General features: G+C 71.6%; 15 protein-coding genes. 5 read left to right on the forward strand and 10 right to left on the reverse strand.

What is annotated here, in order from left to right:
- Positions 1-4 precede the first annotated feature (4 nt).
- Genes ACIBVP_RS26515 through ACIBVP_RS26525 form a run of 3 tightly spaced genes read right to left on the reverse strand, consistent with a single transcriptional unit; the run spans position 5 to position 5209 of the window.
- Positions 5-1261, reverse strand: coding sequence for a Gfo/Idh/MocA family protein (locus ACIBVP_RS26515; protein WP_396109044.1), 1257 nt, complete (start codon positions 1259-1261; stop codon positions 5-7).
- Positions 1254-3362, reverse strand: coding sequence for a hypothetical protein (locus tag ACIBVP_RS26520; RefSeq protein WP_396109046.1), 2109 nt, complete (start codon positions 3360-3362; stop codon positions 1254-1256). Before ACIBVP_RS26520 ends, ACIBVP_RS26515 begins: the two co-directional genes overlap by 8 nt.
- A gap of 11 nt (positions 3363-3373) precedes the next feature.
- Complete coding sequence (locus tag ACIBVP_RS26525; RefSeq protein ID WP_396109047.1) at positions 3374-5209, reverse strand: hypothetical protein; 1836 nt, start codon at positions 5207-5209, stop codon at positions 3374-3376.
- 19 nt (positions 5210-5228) lie between these two features.
- On the opposite strand from ACIBVP_RS26525, the gene ACIBVP_RS26530 reads away from it, so the two are divergent.
- Positions 5229-5363 (forward strand): hypothetical protein, encoded by a 135-nt coding sequence (locus ACIBVP_RS26530; protein ID WP_396109048.1) that lies wholly within the window; start codon positions 5229-5231, stop codon positions 5361-5363.
- Positions 5364-5428: 65 nt separating this feature from the next.
- On the opposite strand, the gene ACIBVP_RS26535 is transcribed toward ACIBVP_RS26530, so the two are convergent.
- Positions 5429-6223, reverse strand: a complete 795-nt coding sequence (locus ACIBVP_RS26535; protein ID WP_396109049.1) for an IclR family transcriptional regulator — start codon at positions 6221-6223, stop codon at positions 5429-5431.
- 189 nt (positions 6224-6412) lie between these two features.
- Here ACIBVP_RS26535 and ACIBVP_RS26540 point away from each other — a divergent pair, with 189 nt between their 5' ends.
- Genes ACIBVP_RS26540 through ACIBVP_RS26555 form a run of 4 tightly spaced genes read left to right on the forward strand, consistent with a single transcriptional unit; the run spans position 6413 to position 10594 of the window.
- The gene (locus ACIBVP_RS26540; protein ID WP_396109050.1) at positions 6413-7771 is read left to right on the forward strand and encodes an aspartate aminotransferase family protein; all 1359 of its coding nucleotides are present in this window, start codon (positions 6413-6415) and stop codon (positions 7769-7771) included.
- Between the two features lie 2 nt (positions 7772-7773).
- Positions 7774-8952: a mandelate racemase/muconate lactonizing enzyme family protein gene (locus ACIBVP_RS26545; RefSeq protein WP_396109051.1), complete on the forward strand. Its 1179-nt coding sequence runs from the start codon at positions 7774-7776 to the stop codon at positions 8950-8952.
- Complete coding sequence (locus ACIBVP_RS26550) at positions 8949-9791, forward strand: amidohydrolase family protein (protein WP_396109052.1); 843 nt, start codon at positions 8949-8951, stop codon at positions 9789-9791. Before ACIBVP_RS26545 ends, ACIBVP_RS26550 begins: the two co-directional genes overlap by 4 nt.
- Entirely contained in the window at positions 9788-10594 is an 807-nt protein-coding gene (locus tag ACIBVP_RS26555) for an SDR family NAD(P)-dependent oxidoreductase (RefSeq protein ID WP_396109053.1), read from the forward strand. Before ACIBVP_RS26550 ends, ACIBVP_RS26555 begins: the two co-directional genes overlap by 4 nt.
- Here ACIBVP_RS26555 and ACIBVP_RS26560 read toward each other — a convergent pair whose 3' ends face one another.
- From ACIBVP_RS26560 to cysD, 6 genes are all read right to left on the reverse strand, one after another.
- The gene (locus ACIBVP_RS26560) at positions 10595-11287 is read right to left on the reverse strand and encodes an aquaporin (RefSeq protein ID WP_396109054.1); all 693 of its coding nucleotides are present in this window, start codon (positions 11285-11287) and stop codon (positions 10595-10597) included.
- Positions 11288-11303: 16 nt separating this feature from the next.
- Positions 11304-11957, reverse strand: a complete 654-nt coding sequence (locus ACIBVP_RS26565; protein ID WP_396109055.1) for an arsenate reductase ArsC — start codon at positions 11955-11957, stop codon at positions 11304-11306.
- Positions 11950-12636: a helix-turn-helix domain-containing protein gene (locus ACIBVP_RS26570; protein WP_396109056.1), complete on the reverse strand. Its 687-nt coding sequence runs from the start codon at positions 12634-12636 to the stop codon at positions 11950-11952. The genes ACIBVP_RS26565 and ACIBVP_RS26570 overlap by 8 nt, the downstream gene beginning before the upstream one ends.
- A gap of 264 nt (positions 12637-12900) precedes the next feature.
- Complete coding sequence (locus ACIBVP_RS26575; protein ID WP_396109057.1) at positions 12901-14094, reverse strand: hypothetical protein; 1194 nt, start codon at positions 14092-14094, stop codon at positions 12901-12903.
- 7 nt (positions 14095-14101) lie between these two features.
- Positions 14102-16009 carry an adenylyl-sulfate kinase gene (gene cysC / locus ACIBVP_RS26580; protein ID WP_396109058.1) on the reverse strand — a complete coding sequence of 636 codons (1908 nt, stop codon included), beginning with the start codon at positions 16007-16009 and terminating at the stop codon, positions 14102-14104.
- Positions 16009-16923 (reverse strand): sulfate adenylyltransferase subunit CysD, encoded by a 915-nt coding sequence (gene cysD / locus ACIBVP_RS26585; RefSeq protein ID WP_396109059.1) that lies wholly within the window; start codon positions 16921-16923, stop codon positions 16009-16011. The genes cysC and cysD overlap by 1 nt, the downstream gene beginning before the upstream one ends.
- Positions 16924-17094: the final 171 nt, after the last annotated feature.

The raw sequence follows: 17094 nt of genomic DNA on the forward strand, positions 1-17094 counted from the left end.
CGTGTCAGGTGGCGGGCACGGTGACGACCGTGCCGGTGTGTCTCGCGTGTTCGGCGGCGAACACGGCGAGGTGGCCGGCGAGCGAGTCGGCGGGCCCGGACCGGATGAGGTCGTCGTCGCCGGTGGCGATGGCGTTGACGAAGGCGGCCATCACGCCGTCGTCACCGCCCCCGTGACCGTCGCCCGCGTTGGTGCTGCCGGTGGTCCCGGCCTCGTGGACCTCCGTCGTGCCGGTGCGGAAGTCCAGGACGGACAGGCGTTCGCCGTCGCCGACGATCCGGCCGTGGGTGCCGAAGATCCTGGTCTGCCGGTGTGTCTGCTCGGTGAACGCGGTCATGGTGAATGTGCCGGTAGCGCCGCCCTCGAACTCGATGGCCAGGACCTGGTGGTCGACCACGTCGTTGTCGCAGGCGTACACGCACCGGCCGTACGGACCGGTCCGCAGCGCCTCGGTGAGCCCGGCCTCGTCGGTGGCGTCGGTGATCGCCGACACCGGCCAGACCGCGCCCTTCTCCCGCAGCACCGGGTAGTACAGCTTCGGCGCGGAGTAGGGACAGTCCGGTTCGACGGCGCAGTCGAGGCAGCGGTCCGCCGCACCTGCCGGCCGCTTCTCCGGCCGGAAGTGCCCGAGGTCGCCGAAGCTCGCGACCCGCGCCACCCGCCGACCGGTCACATAGGACAGCCAGTCCAGGTCGTGGCACGACTTGGCGAGCAGCATGGGGCTCGCGAGCTTCTCGCTGCGCCACGGACCGCGCACGTAGGAGTGGGCGGCGTGCCACCAGCCGACCGGTTCCAGGTGCTCGACGCTCATGATCTCGCCGACGACCCCGGTCCTCAGCACGTCGACCAGCAGGTCGGTGTACGGGGTGTAGCGCAGCACGTGGCAGACGGCGAGCCGCACGCCGAACGTCGTGACCGCGTCGATCACCTCCCAGCACTCCCGCTCGGTCGGCGCGATCGGCTTCTCCAGCAACAGGTGCCTGCCCGCACGGGCGAACGCGATCGCGGGTGCCACGTGCTCCCGGTCCTGGGTCGCGATGATCACCGCGTCCGCACCGGTGCCCGCCACGAGCAGGTCCTGCCACGACGGGTACTCCGCGACACCGGGGTGTGCCGTCGCGACCGCCGCGCGGCGGACCGGGTCGGGTTCGGCGACCGCGACCAGCCGCGCCCGTCCTGGGTGGCGGGCCACCCAGGAGGCGTACGTCTGTCCCCGGTTGCCCGCGCCGACGAGCGCCAGGGTCACCGGTCGCTCAGACACGGAGGTTCCCCGACGTCTGGACACGGTCACCGTCGGCGGGCACCGTGCGTTCGACGCCCTCCTCGACGCACGCGGTGTGCTGGAGGAACGACCCGCCACCGAAGCCGCCGTCGGTGAGTGTGAGTTTGCCGCCGGAGAGCTGCGCGCCCACGGCCGAGTAGGCGTTCTTCCCGCCGGTGATCTCGACGTGCGCGGTGTCGGCGGCGGCGACGCTGCGGTAGTCCCGCAGCTCCCAGCGGACCGTGCCCGCGGTGTCGGCACGGGACAGGAACGCCTTGGCGCTGTTGGTGCCGCGCACCACGGACCCGCCGCCGACGTGCAGCCGCTGGTCCGCCTTCCCGGTGAGCCGGATGCCGGTGCCGGACAGGGTGCTGTCCGCCACCGTCACCGCCGACGCGGCGACCGTGATGGGGGCGCCGCCTTCCCTGCCCGTGAGGGTGCTGCCGGTCAGGTGCAGCTCACCGGTGCCGTTGAACGCGTTTCCGTCCAGGTTGGACAGCACCGTGCGCACAAGGTGGACCGGCTTGGTCACCGACGCCTGGACGACCTCGGTGCCCGTGGCGATGGTGAAGTCGCAGCCCTCGATGATGTTGGGCCGCGCGGACAGCGTGGACGCCTGCGAGATGATCAGCCGGTCGTCGGCCGAGCAGCCACGCAACTGGACGCCGTCGGCGTTGACCCAGATCATCCCGGACCCGGCCAGTCCCGCCTTGCGGATGACGCGCATGTCCTCGAGCGTCAGGTCGGTGACCTTGACCCTGGCGACGAACCACGAGCAGACGTGCCGCTTGACCGTGATCCGCTTCGCGGCCGACCCCCAGGCGGCGCCGGAGTTCGCGAACGTCATCAGACCGGAGTTGCCGATGTAGGTCAGGTCGTGCTCGTACTGGCCGTGCGTGACGAACGGGCCCTGGTCGTCGCCGTCGCCGTGGCAGTTCTCGACGAGCCCGTACGCGGACGCGGTCCAGTCGTTGAGGTGCCGGGCGTTGGAGGTGTGGCAGTCGGCGACGTGCCCGTACAGGCAGTAGATCTGCTGCGTCAGGTAGCCGGCGCCGCCGTAGGTGACCGACTTGGGGTTGGCGAGCGAGCAGGCGCGGGTCTGGAAGTGGGTGCACCAGCGGCGCATGACGACCGGCCAGAACGTGCCGGTGGCGTCGAGACCGGAGACGTCGCACCACGTGGCGTACTCGTAGGCCACCGGGTGCGAACCGCTGTACTGGTCGGTGCCCGTGCCGACGAAGACCATGTTCCGGACGTGGACGCGCTCGACCGGCTCGACACGGGTCCACGTGATCGTGCGCCCCGTCTTCAGCGGCCACCCGTTGAGGTAGTTGACCCGGATGTGCGTGCCGTCCACGATCTGCGTGACCTGCAACAGCTTCTGCAGTTCACGTTCCCACCGGCCCGCGCCCTGGTTCACCTCGGCCGCCCACCACCCGCCGACCTCGAACGCGCCGGAGTCCGGCACCTCGAACACGTCGGACAGCTCGGGCATGTCCGCGCTCAGCGTGGCGGTCACGACGGTGTCGGTGACCTTGCCGCGGAAGAACATCACCGCGCCGAACGGGTTGTCGTGCGAGTTCGGTTCGATGCCGTCGGTGCGGACGGTGTTGCCGCCGAAGTCCAGTTCCAGGTCGGATCTGGTGAACGTGTGGCGGCGGGTGAACAGCAGGTCGGTGTGCGCCTCGACGCGGCTGATGTCCGGGTCGTTCACCAGCGCGTCGAGCGCGTCGTCGGCGGGCCGCTTCGCGTCGAACAGGCCGAACGTGCGGAAGTCGCCGACGCCGACGTGCTGCTGGCGCCAGCGTCCCTTGCCGCCGGTGCCGATCACGGTGCCACCGTTGGGTTCCGCCGTGTCGTTCGCGGCCCACCGGACCAGCATGCCGCCGCCGTCACCGGGCTCGTGGTACCCGGCGACCCGCACGAGTGTCCCGTCGGGCGTCCCGCGGAGGGCGAGCAGGTCGGCGACGGTGTCGACGGCGCGGACGTCCTTGGGTTCCGTCCGTTCACCGGCGTTCGCCACGCCGGGAGCCAGAAGGGCCAGGCCGCCCGCGCCACCGGCGGCGAGTAAGGCACGGCGGGAGGTCAGGGATGGGTTCATCGTGCGACTCCTCACACGGTCAGGTTCGGGGTGGTGTGGACGCGCGGCCCGTCGGCGGGCATGGTGCGCGTGACGTTCTCTTCGACGCAGCGGGTGTGCAGCAGGCAGGACTCGCCGGTGAAGGCGGCGAGGTTCAGCGCGCCGCCGTGGAAGTGGGTGCCGACCGCGGTGTACCGGTTGGTGCCGGTGGTGATCGCGACGTGTGCGTCTTCGGTCGTGCTGAGGTAGTCGCCGAGCTGCCAGACGATCTGCCCGGGGCCGTCGGCGCGGGACAACAGCGCGCGTGCGGAGTTGGTGCCCTCGACCACGGCACCGCCGCCGACCGCGAGGCGTTGGTCGCGCACGGCGGAGAGCCTGATGCCGGTGTTGCTCAGCTTTCCGCCGCGCACCACGACTTCCGCGGCGCCGACCAGCATCGGCGCCGCGTTCTCGCCCCCGTCGATCACGGTGTCGGTGAAGTGCACGGCACCGGCGCCACGCAGCACGGTGCCGTTCGCGCCGCGGATCCGGCACCGGACGAAGTGGACGGTGTTGGTCACCGGGGTCTGGACGAGCACCTGGTTCGGTGGCAGGTCGAACGCGCAGTCCGCGATGACGTTCGGCCGCGCGGACCGGTTCGAGCGCTGGGCCACCGCGAACGTACGCGCCGAGCAGCCACGCATGTGCACGCCGTCCGCGTTGACCGTGAGCGTGCCGCCGGGGTCGAAGGTCGACCTCGGCACGACGTGCACGTCCTCCAACGTCAGGTCGGTGATCTTCGTGCCGGCGACGAACCAGGAGCAGACGTGCCGCTTCACGGTGATGCGCTTGGCGCTGATGCCCCACTGGGCACCGGAGTTCGCGATGTCCATCAGCCCGGAGTTGCCGACGAACACCAGGTCGTGCTCGTACTGGCCGTGGGTGGTGAACGGGTTGCCGCCGGAGTCGTCGCCGTCGCCGTGGCAGTTCTCGACGATGCCGTACGCGGACGCCGTCCAGTCGTTGAGGTGGCGGGCGTTGGAGCTGTGGCAGTCGACGACGTGCCCGTAGAGGCAGTAGATCTGCTGGGTCAGGTACCCCGCGCCGCCGTAGAACACGGTCGGCGGGTTCGCAAGCGAGCAGCGTTCGGTGCGGAAGAACGTGCACCAGCGGCGCATCACCACCGGCCACCACGTGCCGGTCGCGTGGAGGTCCGACACGTCGCACCGGACCGCGTACTCGTAGGCGACCGGGTGCGAGCCCGTGTACTCGCGGTCGTCGGGCAGTTCCCCGTTCTGCGGCCCGTCGTAGGGCGGGGCGCCGACGAAGACCATGTCGCGGACGTGAACGCGTTCGACGGGCTCGACCCGGGTCCACGTGATCACCCGGCCCGCCGCGAGGTCCCAGCCGTTGCGGTAGTCGACCCGGATGTGTGCGGCGTCGACGATCTGCGTGACCTGGACCATCTTCTGCAGCTCACGCTCGTCACGGCCCGCGAGGTTGTTCACCACGGCGGTCCACCACTGCCCGACCGCGAACGCCGACGCGTCACCGACCTCGAACACGTCGGCCTGGTCGGGCATGGTGGCGGTGAGCGTGTGGGTCACCGTCGTGTCGGTCACGGTGCCCTGGAAGAACATGACGGCACCGAACGGGTTGTCGTGCATGTTGCGTTCGATACCGTCCGTGCGGATCGTGTGACCGCCGAAGTCAAGCTCCACATCGGACCGGGTGAACGTGTGACGGCGGGTGAACCACAGGTCCGAGTGGGCCTCGATCCGGTGTATCGCCGGGTCGTTCACGAGCGCGTCGAGCGCGTCGTCCGCGGGCCGGGAGTCGTCGACGATCCCGAACGTACGGAAGTCACCGACCCCGGAAACCCTTGGCACAGCACGAATCGAACTCGTCATGGGACGCCTCGGCTTTCACGCGATCCAGGCCCGCGGCCGCGCGGAGCGGCAACGGAAGAGGGAAGGCCGGGCGAACACGCGAGGCGTGCAGGCGGCGGAGCTGCTGACCGAACCTTCCGCGGTCGGGCTGTGACATCGCGGAGGGCCAGCTGTACGCCCGATTGGTGGCGAAACTCTAAACAGGACTCGACGAGAACGTCAAGCGCGCACGTACCCCAGCCCCTCGGAGATCCGGCCCGCCGCGTCCCGCACCTGCCTGCCCAGCTCCTGGTACTGCCACGTCGGCAGACCGATTTTCAGGCCGGTGATGCTGATCGCACCCGCGCACGCTCCCGTGTGGTCCCGTAACGCGGAACCGATGCAGAACACCCCGGTCGCGTCCTCCTCGTCGTCGAACGCGTACCCCGTCTCGCGGATGTCCTTCAGGTGGGCCAGCAACTGGTCGAGCTGCGTGATCGTGCGGTCGGTGCGCTTCGGCAGCCCGATCCTCGCGATCAGGTCCGCGACCTGCCGGTCGTCCAGCTCGGCGAGCAGCGCCTTGCCCAGGCCGGTGCAGTGCGGCAGCTCACGCATGCCCATGCGCAGGTCCACCTGCACGCGTTCGCCGTTCATCACCTGGTCGATCACCACCGCGTGGTCGCTTTCGGACACGGCCAGTCGCGACGTCATGCCGGTGGCGCGGGTCAGCTCGGCGAGCACGGGCCGGGCCACGTCCCGCAGGGAGAGCTGGTCGCGCGCCCGGTCACCGAAGCGGGCCAGCGCCATGCCCAGCCGGTAGCGCCGGTTCATCCCCTCGCCGTCGTCGGCGACGAGCCCGCGCTGCTGCAGCGTGTGGAGGGTCGCGAACGCGGAGCTCTTCGACAGCCCGCACGCGCCCGCGACCTCGGTCACACTCAGCCCCTTGCCCGGCTCGCCCCCGGCCAGGGCCTCCAGCACGTCCACGGCCCTGGCGACGCTGCGGATCCAGTACCGGGACTCCTCGCTGTTCGTCATGACCGAACAGCTTACGGCTCTACCGCACAAATCTTCAAGCCACTCGTTGACCAGCACCTTCGAGCCGCTTACGATCGTCGTACTGTTCGACAGGAACGAATAGTGTTTCGTAAAGCGTATGTCGCGGCGGAATGATATCCGCGTCACCCGGAGCGGGGCTGGTTCCGAGGTGACCCCGAGGAGAACCACGTGATCCACCAGGAGACCCCGTCCACTCCCCTGCCCGAAAGGGCCCGCCAGGTCATCCCCGGCGGCGTCAACAGCGGGCAGCGCAACGTCCCAGGCCTGTCCGACCTGGTGATCACCAGGGCCGCGGGCGCGCGGTTCTGGGACGCGGACGGGCGGGAGTACACCGACTACCACGCCGCGTTCGGGCCGCCGCTGCTCGGCCACGCCGACGCCGAGGTGGACGTCGCCGTCGCCGAGGCGGCCCGCAGCCTGGACCTGTGCGGGGTCGGTGTGACCGAGGGCGAGGTCGTCCTCGCCGAGACCCTGACCGAACTGATCCCCAGCTTCGAACGGGTGCTGCTCACCAGCACCGGCTCCGAGGCGACCTTCCACGCGCTGCGCGTCGCGCGCGCCGCGACCGGCCGCAGGCTCGTCGTGAAGTTCCAGGGCTGCTACCACGGCTGGCACGACTCGGTCAGCCTCAACGTGATCTCCACCCCGGACCGCGTCGGGCGGCACGACCCGATCTCCACGGGCATACTCCCTGAGGTGCTCGACGCCACGCTGGTGCTGCGGTTCAACGACGTCGCCGCCGTGCGCGAGACCTTCGCCCGGCACGGCGCCGACATCGCCGCCGTGATCGTGGAACCGGTGCCGCACAACGTCGGCTGCCTCCTGCCGGACCAGGAGTTCCTCACCGCGTTGCGGGAGGAGTGCACGAGTCACGGCAGCGTGCTGGTCTTCGACGAGGTGATCACCGGCGTCCGGCACGGCCTCGGCGGCTGGCAGCAGATCTCCGGGATCACGCCCGACCTGACCACGATGGGCAAGGCGATCGCCAACGGCTACCCGATCGGCGCGCTGGGCGGCCGCGCCGACCTGATGGACCTGTTCAGCTCCCGCCCCGGCGCACCGGTGTTCTTCGCCGGCACCTACAACGGGCACCCGGCCGTCGTCGCGGCGGCACTGGCCACACTGGACAAGCTGCGCCGGGAACCGGTGCACGAGCACGTGTTCCGGCTCGGCGACCGCGCCCGCACCGAGCTGGCGGCGCTCTACCGGGAACTGGCCGTGCCCGCGGTTGTCACCGGGTACGGCTCTGTGTTCGTCACCTACTTCATGACCGGCCTGCCGAAGAGCTACGACGACCTGCTCGCCAACGACACCGGCATGTTCGTCGGCTACCGCCGCAGGCTGCTGGAGCACGGCATCTTCGAGCTGCCGCTCAACCTCAAGCGCAGCCACTTCTCCTACGCCCACACCGACGACGACGTGGACCGGCTGCTGACGGCGACCGAGGCGGCGGTGCGTGCACAGCTCGCCGACCCGGCGACGGACGTGTCGGGCGCGTCGACGATGGCGGGAGCGGTGCGGTGCTGACGGTGAACAAGACCCGTGCCGCAGGCCCGGCCGGGCGGATCAGCCGCGTCGAGACGCTGACGCTCGGCACGGCGTGGCGCGACTTCGGCTACGTCCGCGTCCACACCGACGAGGGCCTCACCGGCGTCGGCGAGATCACCCACCCCTACCGGGTGCGCGAGACCTGCCTGCTGGCCGAGGCGATGGGCGAACGGCACCTGCTCGGCGCCGACCCGTTCGACGTCGAGGAGCTGTGGCTGCGGCTCTACCAGGGCGACTTCCTGCGCGGCGGCGACATCGGCGGCATCGTGGTGTCCGGTGTGGACCAGGCACTGCACGACATCATGGGCAAGGCACTCGGCGTGCCCGCCTACCGGCTGACCGGTGGCGCGTGCCGCGACCGCGTGCGGGTGTACGCGAACGGCTGGTACACCGGCGACCGGGAACCGTCCGCCTTCGCCGAACGCGCGAAGGAGACCGTCGCCACCGGGTACACCGCGCTGAAGTTCGACCCGTTCGGCGCGGGGCTCGGCGAGCTGTCCAAGACAGAGCGACAGCTGTCGCTGGACATCGTGGCCGCCGTCCGCGAGGCCGTCGGCCCGGACGTCGACCTGTTCGTCGAGGGACACGCCCGGTTCGCGTTTCACACCGCGGCCCGGTTGGTGCGGGAGCTGGAGCCGTACGACATCGGCTGGTTCGAGGAACCGCTGCCGTGGACGCACATCGAGCGCTACGCCGAGCTGCGTGCCCGCGCCACGTTCCCCATCTCGGGCGGCGAGCACTTCCACAACCGCTACGAGTACGCCCGCCTGTTCGACACGAACGCGGTCGACATCATCCAGCCGGACCTGTCGATGGCGGGCGGGTTCACGGAGGTGCGCAAGCTCGCGGCGATGGCGGACGTGCACGCGATGACCGTGGCACCGCACAACTCCAACTCACCGCTCTGCACCACCGCCTCGGTGCACGCGGTGCTCGGCATCCCGAACTTCACGATCCTGGAGACGTTCGACGGCCTGCTCGAACCGTACGTGTTCGACGCGGTGCGCGGCACGCTTCCCGTGGTGGACGGGCACATCGACATCCCGGACCGGCCGGGGCTCGGTGTCGAGCTGGCCGACGAGGTGTTCGCCGAGCACCCGCCGACCCACCGGTTCTGGAACATGTTCGCCGAGGGCTGGGAGAAGCGGAACCGCACATGATCGTAGACGTCCACTCGCACCTGTTCACGTGCCCGGACCACGTCGGCGACCCGTTCGCCGAGGAGTCGGCCCGCGCGCACGGCGGTCACGTCGACCTGACCGTGCGCTGGGCCGACTACGCGGCGAGCGCACCGGAGGGCACGCGCACGATCGTGGTCGGGGGCAAGGCCCGCCGGTCGGGGCTGTGGGTGGACGACACGGCGGTCGCTGAGTACGTGGCGGCGCACCGGGACCAGCTGATCGGCTACCTGTCGCTCGACCCGACACAGCCGGGGTGGCGGGACGAGCTGGCACACGGGCACCAGGACCTGGGTTTGCGCGGCGTCAAGCTGATGCCGATGTACGCCGGGTTCGACCCGGCGGCGCCGGAGTACGACGACCTGTTCTCCTACGCCGAACTCCACGGGTTGCCGCTCCTCGTGCACACCGGCACCACGTTCGTGTCGAAGGCGCCGCTGAAGTACGCGTTCCCGGTCCACCTCGACGAGGTCGCCATCCGCCACCCGGAGCTGAGGATGGTGCTGGCGCACCTGGGCCACCCGTTCGAGGGCGAGTGCGTCGCGGTGATCCGCAAGCACCGGCACGTCTACGCGGACGTGTCCGCGCTGCACTACCGGCCCTTCCAGCTGTGGCACAGCCTCCGGCTGGTGCAGGACTACGGCGTGTGGGACAAGCTATTGTTCGGCAGCGACTACCCGTTCACCACGGTCGACGCCTCGATCGACGGGCTGCGCGCGGTCGGTGCCGTGCCGGGGATTCCCGGACTGGACCCGCTCGACCGGGACGAGGTGGAGAAGCTCATCCACCGGGATGCCCTGCCGCTGCTGGGGCTGTCATGAGCTTCGACCTGACCGGCCGCGCGGCGGCCGTCACCGGCGGGGCACGCGGACTCGGGCAGGCCATCGCCGTGGCGCTGGCGGCGGCCGGCGCGGATGTCACGATCGTCGACCGGCCGGGCGGTCCGTCCACAGCGGACACCCGCGCGGCGGTCGAGTCGCACGGCCGGACCTGCCGGATCGTCGAGTTCGACCTCGCCGACACCGACGGGCTGGCTGACCTGGCGGACCGCCTCTGGCCGGTCGACATCCTGGTGAACAACGCCGGGATCGCCCGGCTCGAACACTTCAACGAGATCACCCCGCGGGCGTGGCGGGAGATCATGGCGGTCAACGTGGACGCCGTGTTCTTCCTGTCGCAGCGGATCGCCGAGCACATGATCGCGGCCGGGCGGCCCGGCCGGATCGTGAACATCTCGTCGAAGAACGGTCTCATGGCCGAGGCCGGGCTGGCGCACTACAACGCGTCGAAGGGCGCGGTCGAACTCGTCACCCGCTCCCTCGCGGCCGAGCTGGGCCCCCACCGGATCACCGTCAACGCGGTCGCCCCCGGCATGATCGCCACCCCCATCGACGCCGACTTCCGCCTGGAACGCGGGGAGTTCGAGGCCGCGTGGGAGGAACGGATCCCCCTCGCGGGCGGGTACGGCACCCCGGAGGACGTGGCCGGTGCGGTGGTGTACCTCGCGTCCGAGGCTGCGAGGTACGTCACCGGCACCACCCTCGTGGTCGACGGCGGCGTGCTGGCCGACCAGATGCCGCGTCACCGCTTCATGCCGCCGTACCGCAACACCCTGGCCGACTGATCAGGGAATCGGTGCCGCCTCCGGGTCCGGGCGCCGGTCGGGGGCGGCGAGCGGGTAGAGCACACGGAGCACGAGCACGGCGACCGCGGCCCCGGCCAGCTGCGCCATGACGAACGGGAGCACCGACGCGGGGGCGATGCCCGCGAACGTGTCGCTGAACGTGCGGCCCACCGTGATCGCCGGGTTGGCGAAGCTGGTGGACGAGGTGAACCAGTACGCGGCGCCGATGTAGGCACCGACCGCGGCCGGGGCCATGGCCGAGCGGCCGGAACGGACCAGCGCGAAGATCACGAGGACGAGCCCGAGCGTGGCGACCACTTCGGACAGCCCGTGCGCGGCGGTGGCTCGGTGGGTGGTGCTGATGCTGACCGGCGCGAGGTCGAACATCGCGTTCGCCAGCACGGCACCCGACACGCAGCCCGCGACCTGAGCGGGAACGTAGGCCGCCACCGCACGCCAGGTCAGCCCGCCGAACGCCGCGTCCACGATCGACACGACCGGGTTGAAGTGGGCGCCGCTGACCGGACCGAACACCAGGATCAGCACGTACAGACCGGCGGCGGTCGCTGCGGCGTTCTCCAGCAGCCGCAGGCCGACGTCGTCGGAGAGCCGCTGCGCGGCGATGCCGGAGCCGATGACGAGCGCGGCGAGCAGGAGGCTGCCGAGGAACTCGGCGAAGACCTTGCGGGACAACGAGGATGCTCCCGGGTCAGGCGGCGGGGACGCCGAGTTCGTCGAGCAGCCCGCGGACGCGGCGTTCGATCTCGTCGCGGACGGGACGGACGTCCTCGACGCCCTTGCCGGCCGGGTCGTCGAGCTGCCAGTCGAGGTAGCGCTTGCCGGGGAAGACCGGGCAGGCGTCGCCGCAGCCCATCGTGATCACCACGTCCGCGGCGCGGACGATCTCGTCGGTCCACGGCTTGGGGAACTCGCGGGAGATGTCGATGCCCCGCTCGGCCATCGCGGCGACCGCGGACGGGTTGACCTCGTGCGCGGGTTCCGAACCGCCCGACCACGCCACCGCGCGGTCGCCCGCGAGGTGCTGGAAGAACCCGAGCGCCATCTGGGAGCGGCCCGCGTTGTGCACGCACAGGAACAGCACGGTCGGCGTGCCCGCGGCGTGGCCCTCGACCTTGGCCAGCGCGTGCAGGCGCTGGCGGGCGAACCGTTCCGCCAGCAGGGGGAGGAAGTTCGGCACGGTGCTGTGCGCGGCGAGCTGGTCGTAGCCGGTGTGGAGAAACCGTTCGATGGTCTCGGTGCCGAAGGTGCCGTCGAACTCGGCGTGCAGCCGGGTGGCCGCGGTGGTCAGCGCGTGCATCAGGTCGATGCTCAGGTCGGGACGACCGTAGCTCTGGTCAGCCATCTGTTCCTCCACGTGGCTGGACGGCGGGTGCCAGCCGGTCGACCCGGTCGGCGAGGTCGGTGAACGCGCGGTCGAACGCCTCCTCGGTGCCCGCACGCGACGGGTCCGGGACCGACCAGTGCAGGCGGTCCACGTCGAGCTGTTCGTGGGCGTTGTCGCAGACCGCGACCACGAGGTCGTCCGGCCGCAGCACCTCGGCCACGTGCGCGGTCCTGGCCCGCGCCAGCGACAGGCCGTGCCCGCGCGCGGCCGCGACCGCCAGCGGGTGCACCCCGGCGGCCGGTGCGGTCCCGGCCGACGCGGCGGGCACCGGGCTGCGGCGTGCCCACAACGCGGCGGCCAGCTGCGAACGCGCCGAGTTGTGCGTGCACACGAACACCACCCTCGGCGCGCGCACCGTGCCCTCCGGGGCGAGGTGCGCGAGCGCCTCGGGACGCAGGCGCAGGTAGGTGCGGCGGTGGTCGCCCTCGGAGCGGGACCGTGCCACCACACCCGCCTTCTCGAGCAGCTTCACGTGGTGCGCCAGCAGGTTGCTCGGCACGCCCAGCGCGCGGCTCAGCTCGCCGGGCGCGGCGTCGCCGAGCACGAGCCGGTCGACGATCGCCAGCCGGGCGGGCTCGCCGAGCGCCGCGTGCAGCCGCGCCCGCGCCACCACCGAGGAAGACCACTCAACGTCCATTGACTCAATGATGCTTGAAGCATCTCACCGCGTCAAGCGCACGCACGGGACAGGTCTGTGAACAGGTCGACGTTCTCCTCGTGCAACACGCACTCCCAGTAGGCCGCGCGCCCACCCGCGGAGAGGCCGCCCACCACGCCGGGCGGCGATCCGGAGCACCGGGCCGGTGCTGCCCGCGCGGGAGCGGACCTGGCTGCGCGAGCGGCACTTCCGGCTGATCAACAACCTCGGCTCGCCGTTGGTGCCGCACAACGCGGCGCCTGCTCAGCGCGAGCGGCGTCGCCACGCGGCGCGGGCCACGCGGTAGCCCTGCAGCGCGCGGTGTCCCCACGGCTCCCTCGCGACGCGGTGGGCCAGGGCGCGCCGCAGGCCCGGCGGCCGAGCGCGGTCCACCTCGAACCGCGCACGCTCCTCGTCGAACGCCCTGCGCTCCTCGGTGAACCGGCGCAGCACCGCCGCGAGCGCGTGGACCGCGGCGTCCCGCACCTCGGTGCCGGACGCCTCGTCCGGGTGCACCGGGTCCGGCCCGTTCGCGGGCGCGGGCAGCAGGTCGTCGAGGTCGCCGACGACGTCGTAGCCCGCCGCGCGCACCGCCTCGACGGCGTCCTTGCTCCACTGCTCGACCCAGCCGTGCTCGTCGGCGGGCAGCCGCAGCGGCACGGCGCCGGGGCGCGCGGCGAGCACGTCCACCGCGAGGAACGACTTCACGAGCGCGTCGTAGGCGGGCCAGTCGAGCGCGTCCATGGCCTGCTCGTGGTTGAGCAGCCGCAACACGTTCGTCTCGGCGACCCCCATGGACGCGTTCTGGACCTCCAGGTCGCCGTCGACGGCGGCCGGGTCGACACCGACGACCTCCGCGAACCGCCGCCACAGCGCGTCCCGCCCGCCGCCGCGGGCCAGCGGCAGGACGTGCACCCGCTCCGGCGGCAGGTCCGCACCCCAGGTGCGCAGGATCGCGGGCAGGTCCTGGTAGCCCCAGAACGTCGTCGCGAAGTAGGAGTCGGCACGGTCCCGCAGGTCGCGGGCGAACTCGCCGAAGCTCTGGTGGCCGCGGTTCTTCACGTCCTCCTGCCACGCGGCGGGGATCTGGCGGGCCAGGTCCCGGGCGGTCACCACGAGGTGGACCTCGGTGCCGGACAGGGACGCCAGCGCGTGGCGCACCGCCCCGGGATCGGCGGCGGCGAGCATCTCGTGGGAGATGACGGTCGTGCCCGGCCACGCGCGGGCCTGCGCGGCGAGCCGGTCCCAACTGCCCGCCGTGTCCGGGTCGGGCACGTGGTAGTCGATGCCGCGCAGGTCCAGCGTGGCGAGGAAGTGGGCGTCCGGCCGGTCGCCGGGGTAGAGCACACCGGCGTCACGGAGACGTTCTCTGTTGCTCCACAACACTTCCTGCAGATACGTGGTACCCGACTTCGGGGTACCGACGTGGAGGAGGACCCGGCTGCGGGGACCGGTCATGTGGCACCTACCGTTCGGTCGCAGTGCGTTCGCCGAGCACGAGCGTGACGAGCGCGTCGACGTTGTCGTCGAGCGGCGCGGTGCCGTCGACCACGAGTTCGGAGGCCGACGGCGGCTCGTAGCCCTGCCCGACGCCGGTCATGTTGGGGATCGCGCCCGCCTTCGCCTTGGCGTACAGGCCCTTCGGGTCCCGCGCCACGCAGACGGCGGCCGGGGTGTCCACCCAGACCTCGGCGAAGTCGCCGTCGTCGAACAGGTTCCGCGCGACCGTGCGGTCCGCGGCGAACGGCGACACCAGCGCGACGATCACCACGAGCCCCGCGTCGAACAGCAGCCGCGCGGTCTCGGCGACCCGGCGGACGTTCTCGGCACGGTCCTCCGGGGTGAAGCCCAGATCGCGGTTGAGTCCACTTCGGACGTTGTCGCCGTCGAGCACGTACGTGTGCACGCCCATGCCGTGCAGCCGCCGCTCCAGCGCGTCCGCGATGGTCGACTTGCCGGAGCCCGGCAGGCCGGTGAGCCACACGACCGCGGGGCGCTGGTGCTTCAGCCTGGCCCTGGCCGCGCGGTCGACCGTGTAGTCGTGCGGCACGACGTTGCGGCCCCGGCGCAGGGCGTGGCGCACCATGCCCGCGGCGACGGTGTCCATCGTGGTCCGGTCCACCAGCAGGAAGCTGCCCGTGTCCCGGCTCGTGGCGTACCCGTCGAGGGAGATCGGGGCGTCCGTGGCGATCTCCACGGTGCCGATGTCGTTGCTGCCCAGTGTCCGCGCGGCGAGCCGGTCGCCGGTGGTCACGTCGAGCCTGCCGCGGATGGCGGTGACCACCGCGGGCACGGCCAGCGGCCCGGCGAGCAGCAGGTAGGAGCGGCCGTGCAGCAGCGGCTCCTCGGCCGTCCACACGACCTCCGCGCTGTACGCGGTGGCGGGGCGCAGCGCGTCCTCCAGGGACTCCGGCGTGGTGAGCAGGTCACCGCGGCGGACGTCGACCTCCTCGGTGAGCGTGAGTGTCACGGGTTCGCCGGGCCCGGCCGCCCGCACGTCGCCGTCCGGGCCGAGGACCCGGTCGACCGTCAGCGGCGTGCCCGACGTGGTGCCGCCGGAGACCACGACCACCGCGTCGCCGGGACGCACCCCGCCGCCGACGACCGTGCCCGCGAACCCGCGGAAGCCCTCCGCGCGGACCACATACTGGACCGGCAGCCGGAACCCGGGCGCGGTCGCCGTCTGCGGCGGCCGCCACGCCGACAGCGCCTCGAGCAGTGTCGGCCCGTGGTACCAGCCGAGCTCCTCGGCGGGCGCCACCACGTTGGCCCCCGTCAGCGCGCTCACCGGGACGACCTGCACGTCGTCGACGGCGAAGTGCGCCGCGGCCGTGCGCACACCGCCCGCGAGCTCCTCGTAGGCGACGTGGTCGTAGTCCAGCGCGTCGAGCTTGTTCACGACGGCGATCACCGTGCGCACGCCCATCAGCGCGCACACGGCGAGGTGCCTGCGGGTCTGGGCGCGGATGCCGCGGGTGGCGTCGACGAGCAGCAGCGCCACGTCCGCGGTGGACGTCGCCACGGCCGTGTTCCTGGTGTACTGCTCGTGCCCCGGCGCGTCCGCGATGATCACCCGCCGCCCGGACGGTAGGTCGAGGTGCCGGTAGGCGACGTCGATCGTGATGCCCTGTTCGTGCTCGGCCTCCAGGCCGTCGGTGAGCAGCGAGTAGTCGATCTCGCCTGCGGGCACGGTCGAGCCGCCCCGGCGGGTGCGCCGGGCGTGGTCGAGCTGGTCGTCCGGCACGCTGCCGGTCTCCGCGAGCAGCCGCCCGATCAGCGTGGACTTGCCGTCGTCGACGGAACCACAGGCGACGAGGCGCACGACCGGCTGCTCCGGCCGGGCCGTGACCGGTTCCTCCGCGAGGAGCGTCATCAGAAGTAGCCCTCCGCCTTCTTGCTCTCCATCGACGTGCCGCCCTCGCCGTCGATGAGCCTGCCCGCCCGTTCGGAGAGCCGGTCGGTGCGCATCTCGGTGATCAGCTCGTCGAGCGTCCTGGCCGACGACTCGACGGCCGCGGTGAGCGGGTAGCAGCCGAGCGTGCGGAACCGGACGTCGCGCTGCTGAGGCTCTTCGCCGTCGCGCAGCGGGTAGCGGTCGTCGTCGACCATGATCAGCCGCCCGTCGCGTTCGACGACCGGGCGCGGCTGCGCGAAGTACAGCGGCACCACGGGGATCTTCTCGCGGCGGATGTAGCGCCACACGTCCATCTCGGTCCAGTTCGACAGCGGGAACACCCGCATCGACTGGCCCTCGGCGAGCCGCGTGTTGGCGCAGCGCCAGAACTCCGGCCGCTGCTTGCGCGGCTCCCAGCGGTGGCCGGGCTCGCGCAGCGAGAACATCCGCTCCTTGGCCCGGGACCGCTCCTCGTCGCGGCGCGCACCGCCGACGGCGGCGTCGAACCCGCCCGCGTCCAGCGCCTGCCGCAGCGCGACGGTCTTCTTGATCCGGGTGTACTCGTGCGTGCCGTGGGTGAACGGCGTGACGTCCTCGGGGTTGGTGTGCACCAGCAGGTCCAGCCCGAGGCCCGCCGCCGTCGCGTCCCGGAACGCGATCATCTCCCGGAACTTCCAGCCCGTGTCGATGTGCAGCACGGGGAACGGCACCCGCCCCGGCGCGAACGCCTTCACGGCCAGGTGCAGCAGCACCGACGAGTCCTTGCCGATCGAGTACAGCAGGACCGGTCGCCGAAACGCCCCCGCGGCCTCTCTGAGGATGTGGATCGCCTCGGCCTCGAGGACGTCGAGCACAGCGTCCTGTCCGCTGGTCGCTTCCACCCCGACGGTCATGCACCCTCCAGCTCCGGTAGCCGCAATTCGGACCCGTCCAGCCCCGCGAGGGTAACCACCGACCGCAAGCACACGTCCGCTCGCCCGGTCAACCCAGTCCACATGTTGAGCACGATCCGCCCCGCCCGGGACGGTGTTTTCGCAGCTCGGAGGCCTGAACCGGGCGGCCCG

Source organism: Actinophytocola sp. NPDC049390 (genome assembly GCF_044466355.1).
Classification (GTDB): Bacteria; Actinomycetota; Actinomycetes; order Mycobacteriales; family Pseudonocardiaceae; genus Actinophytocola.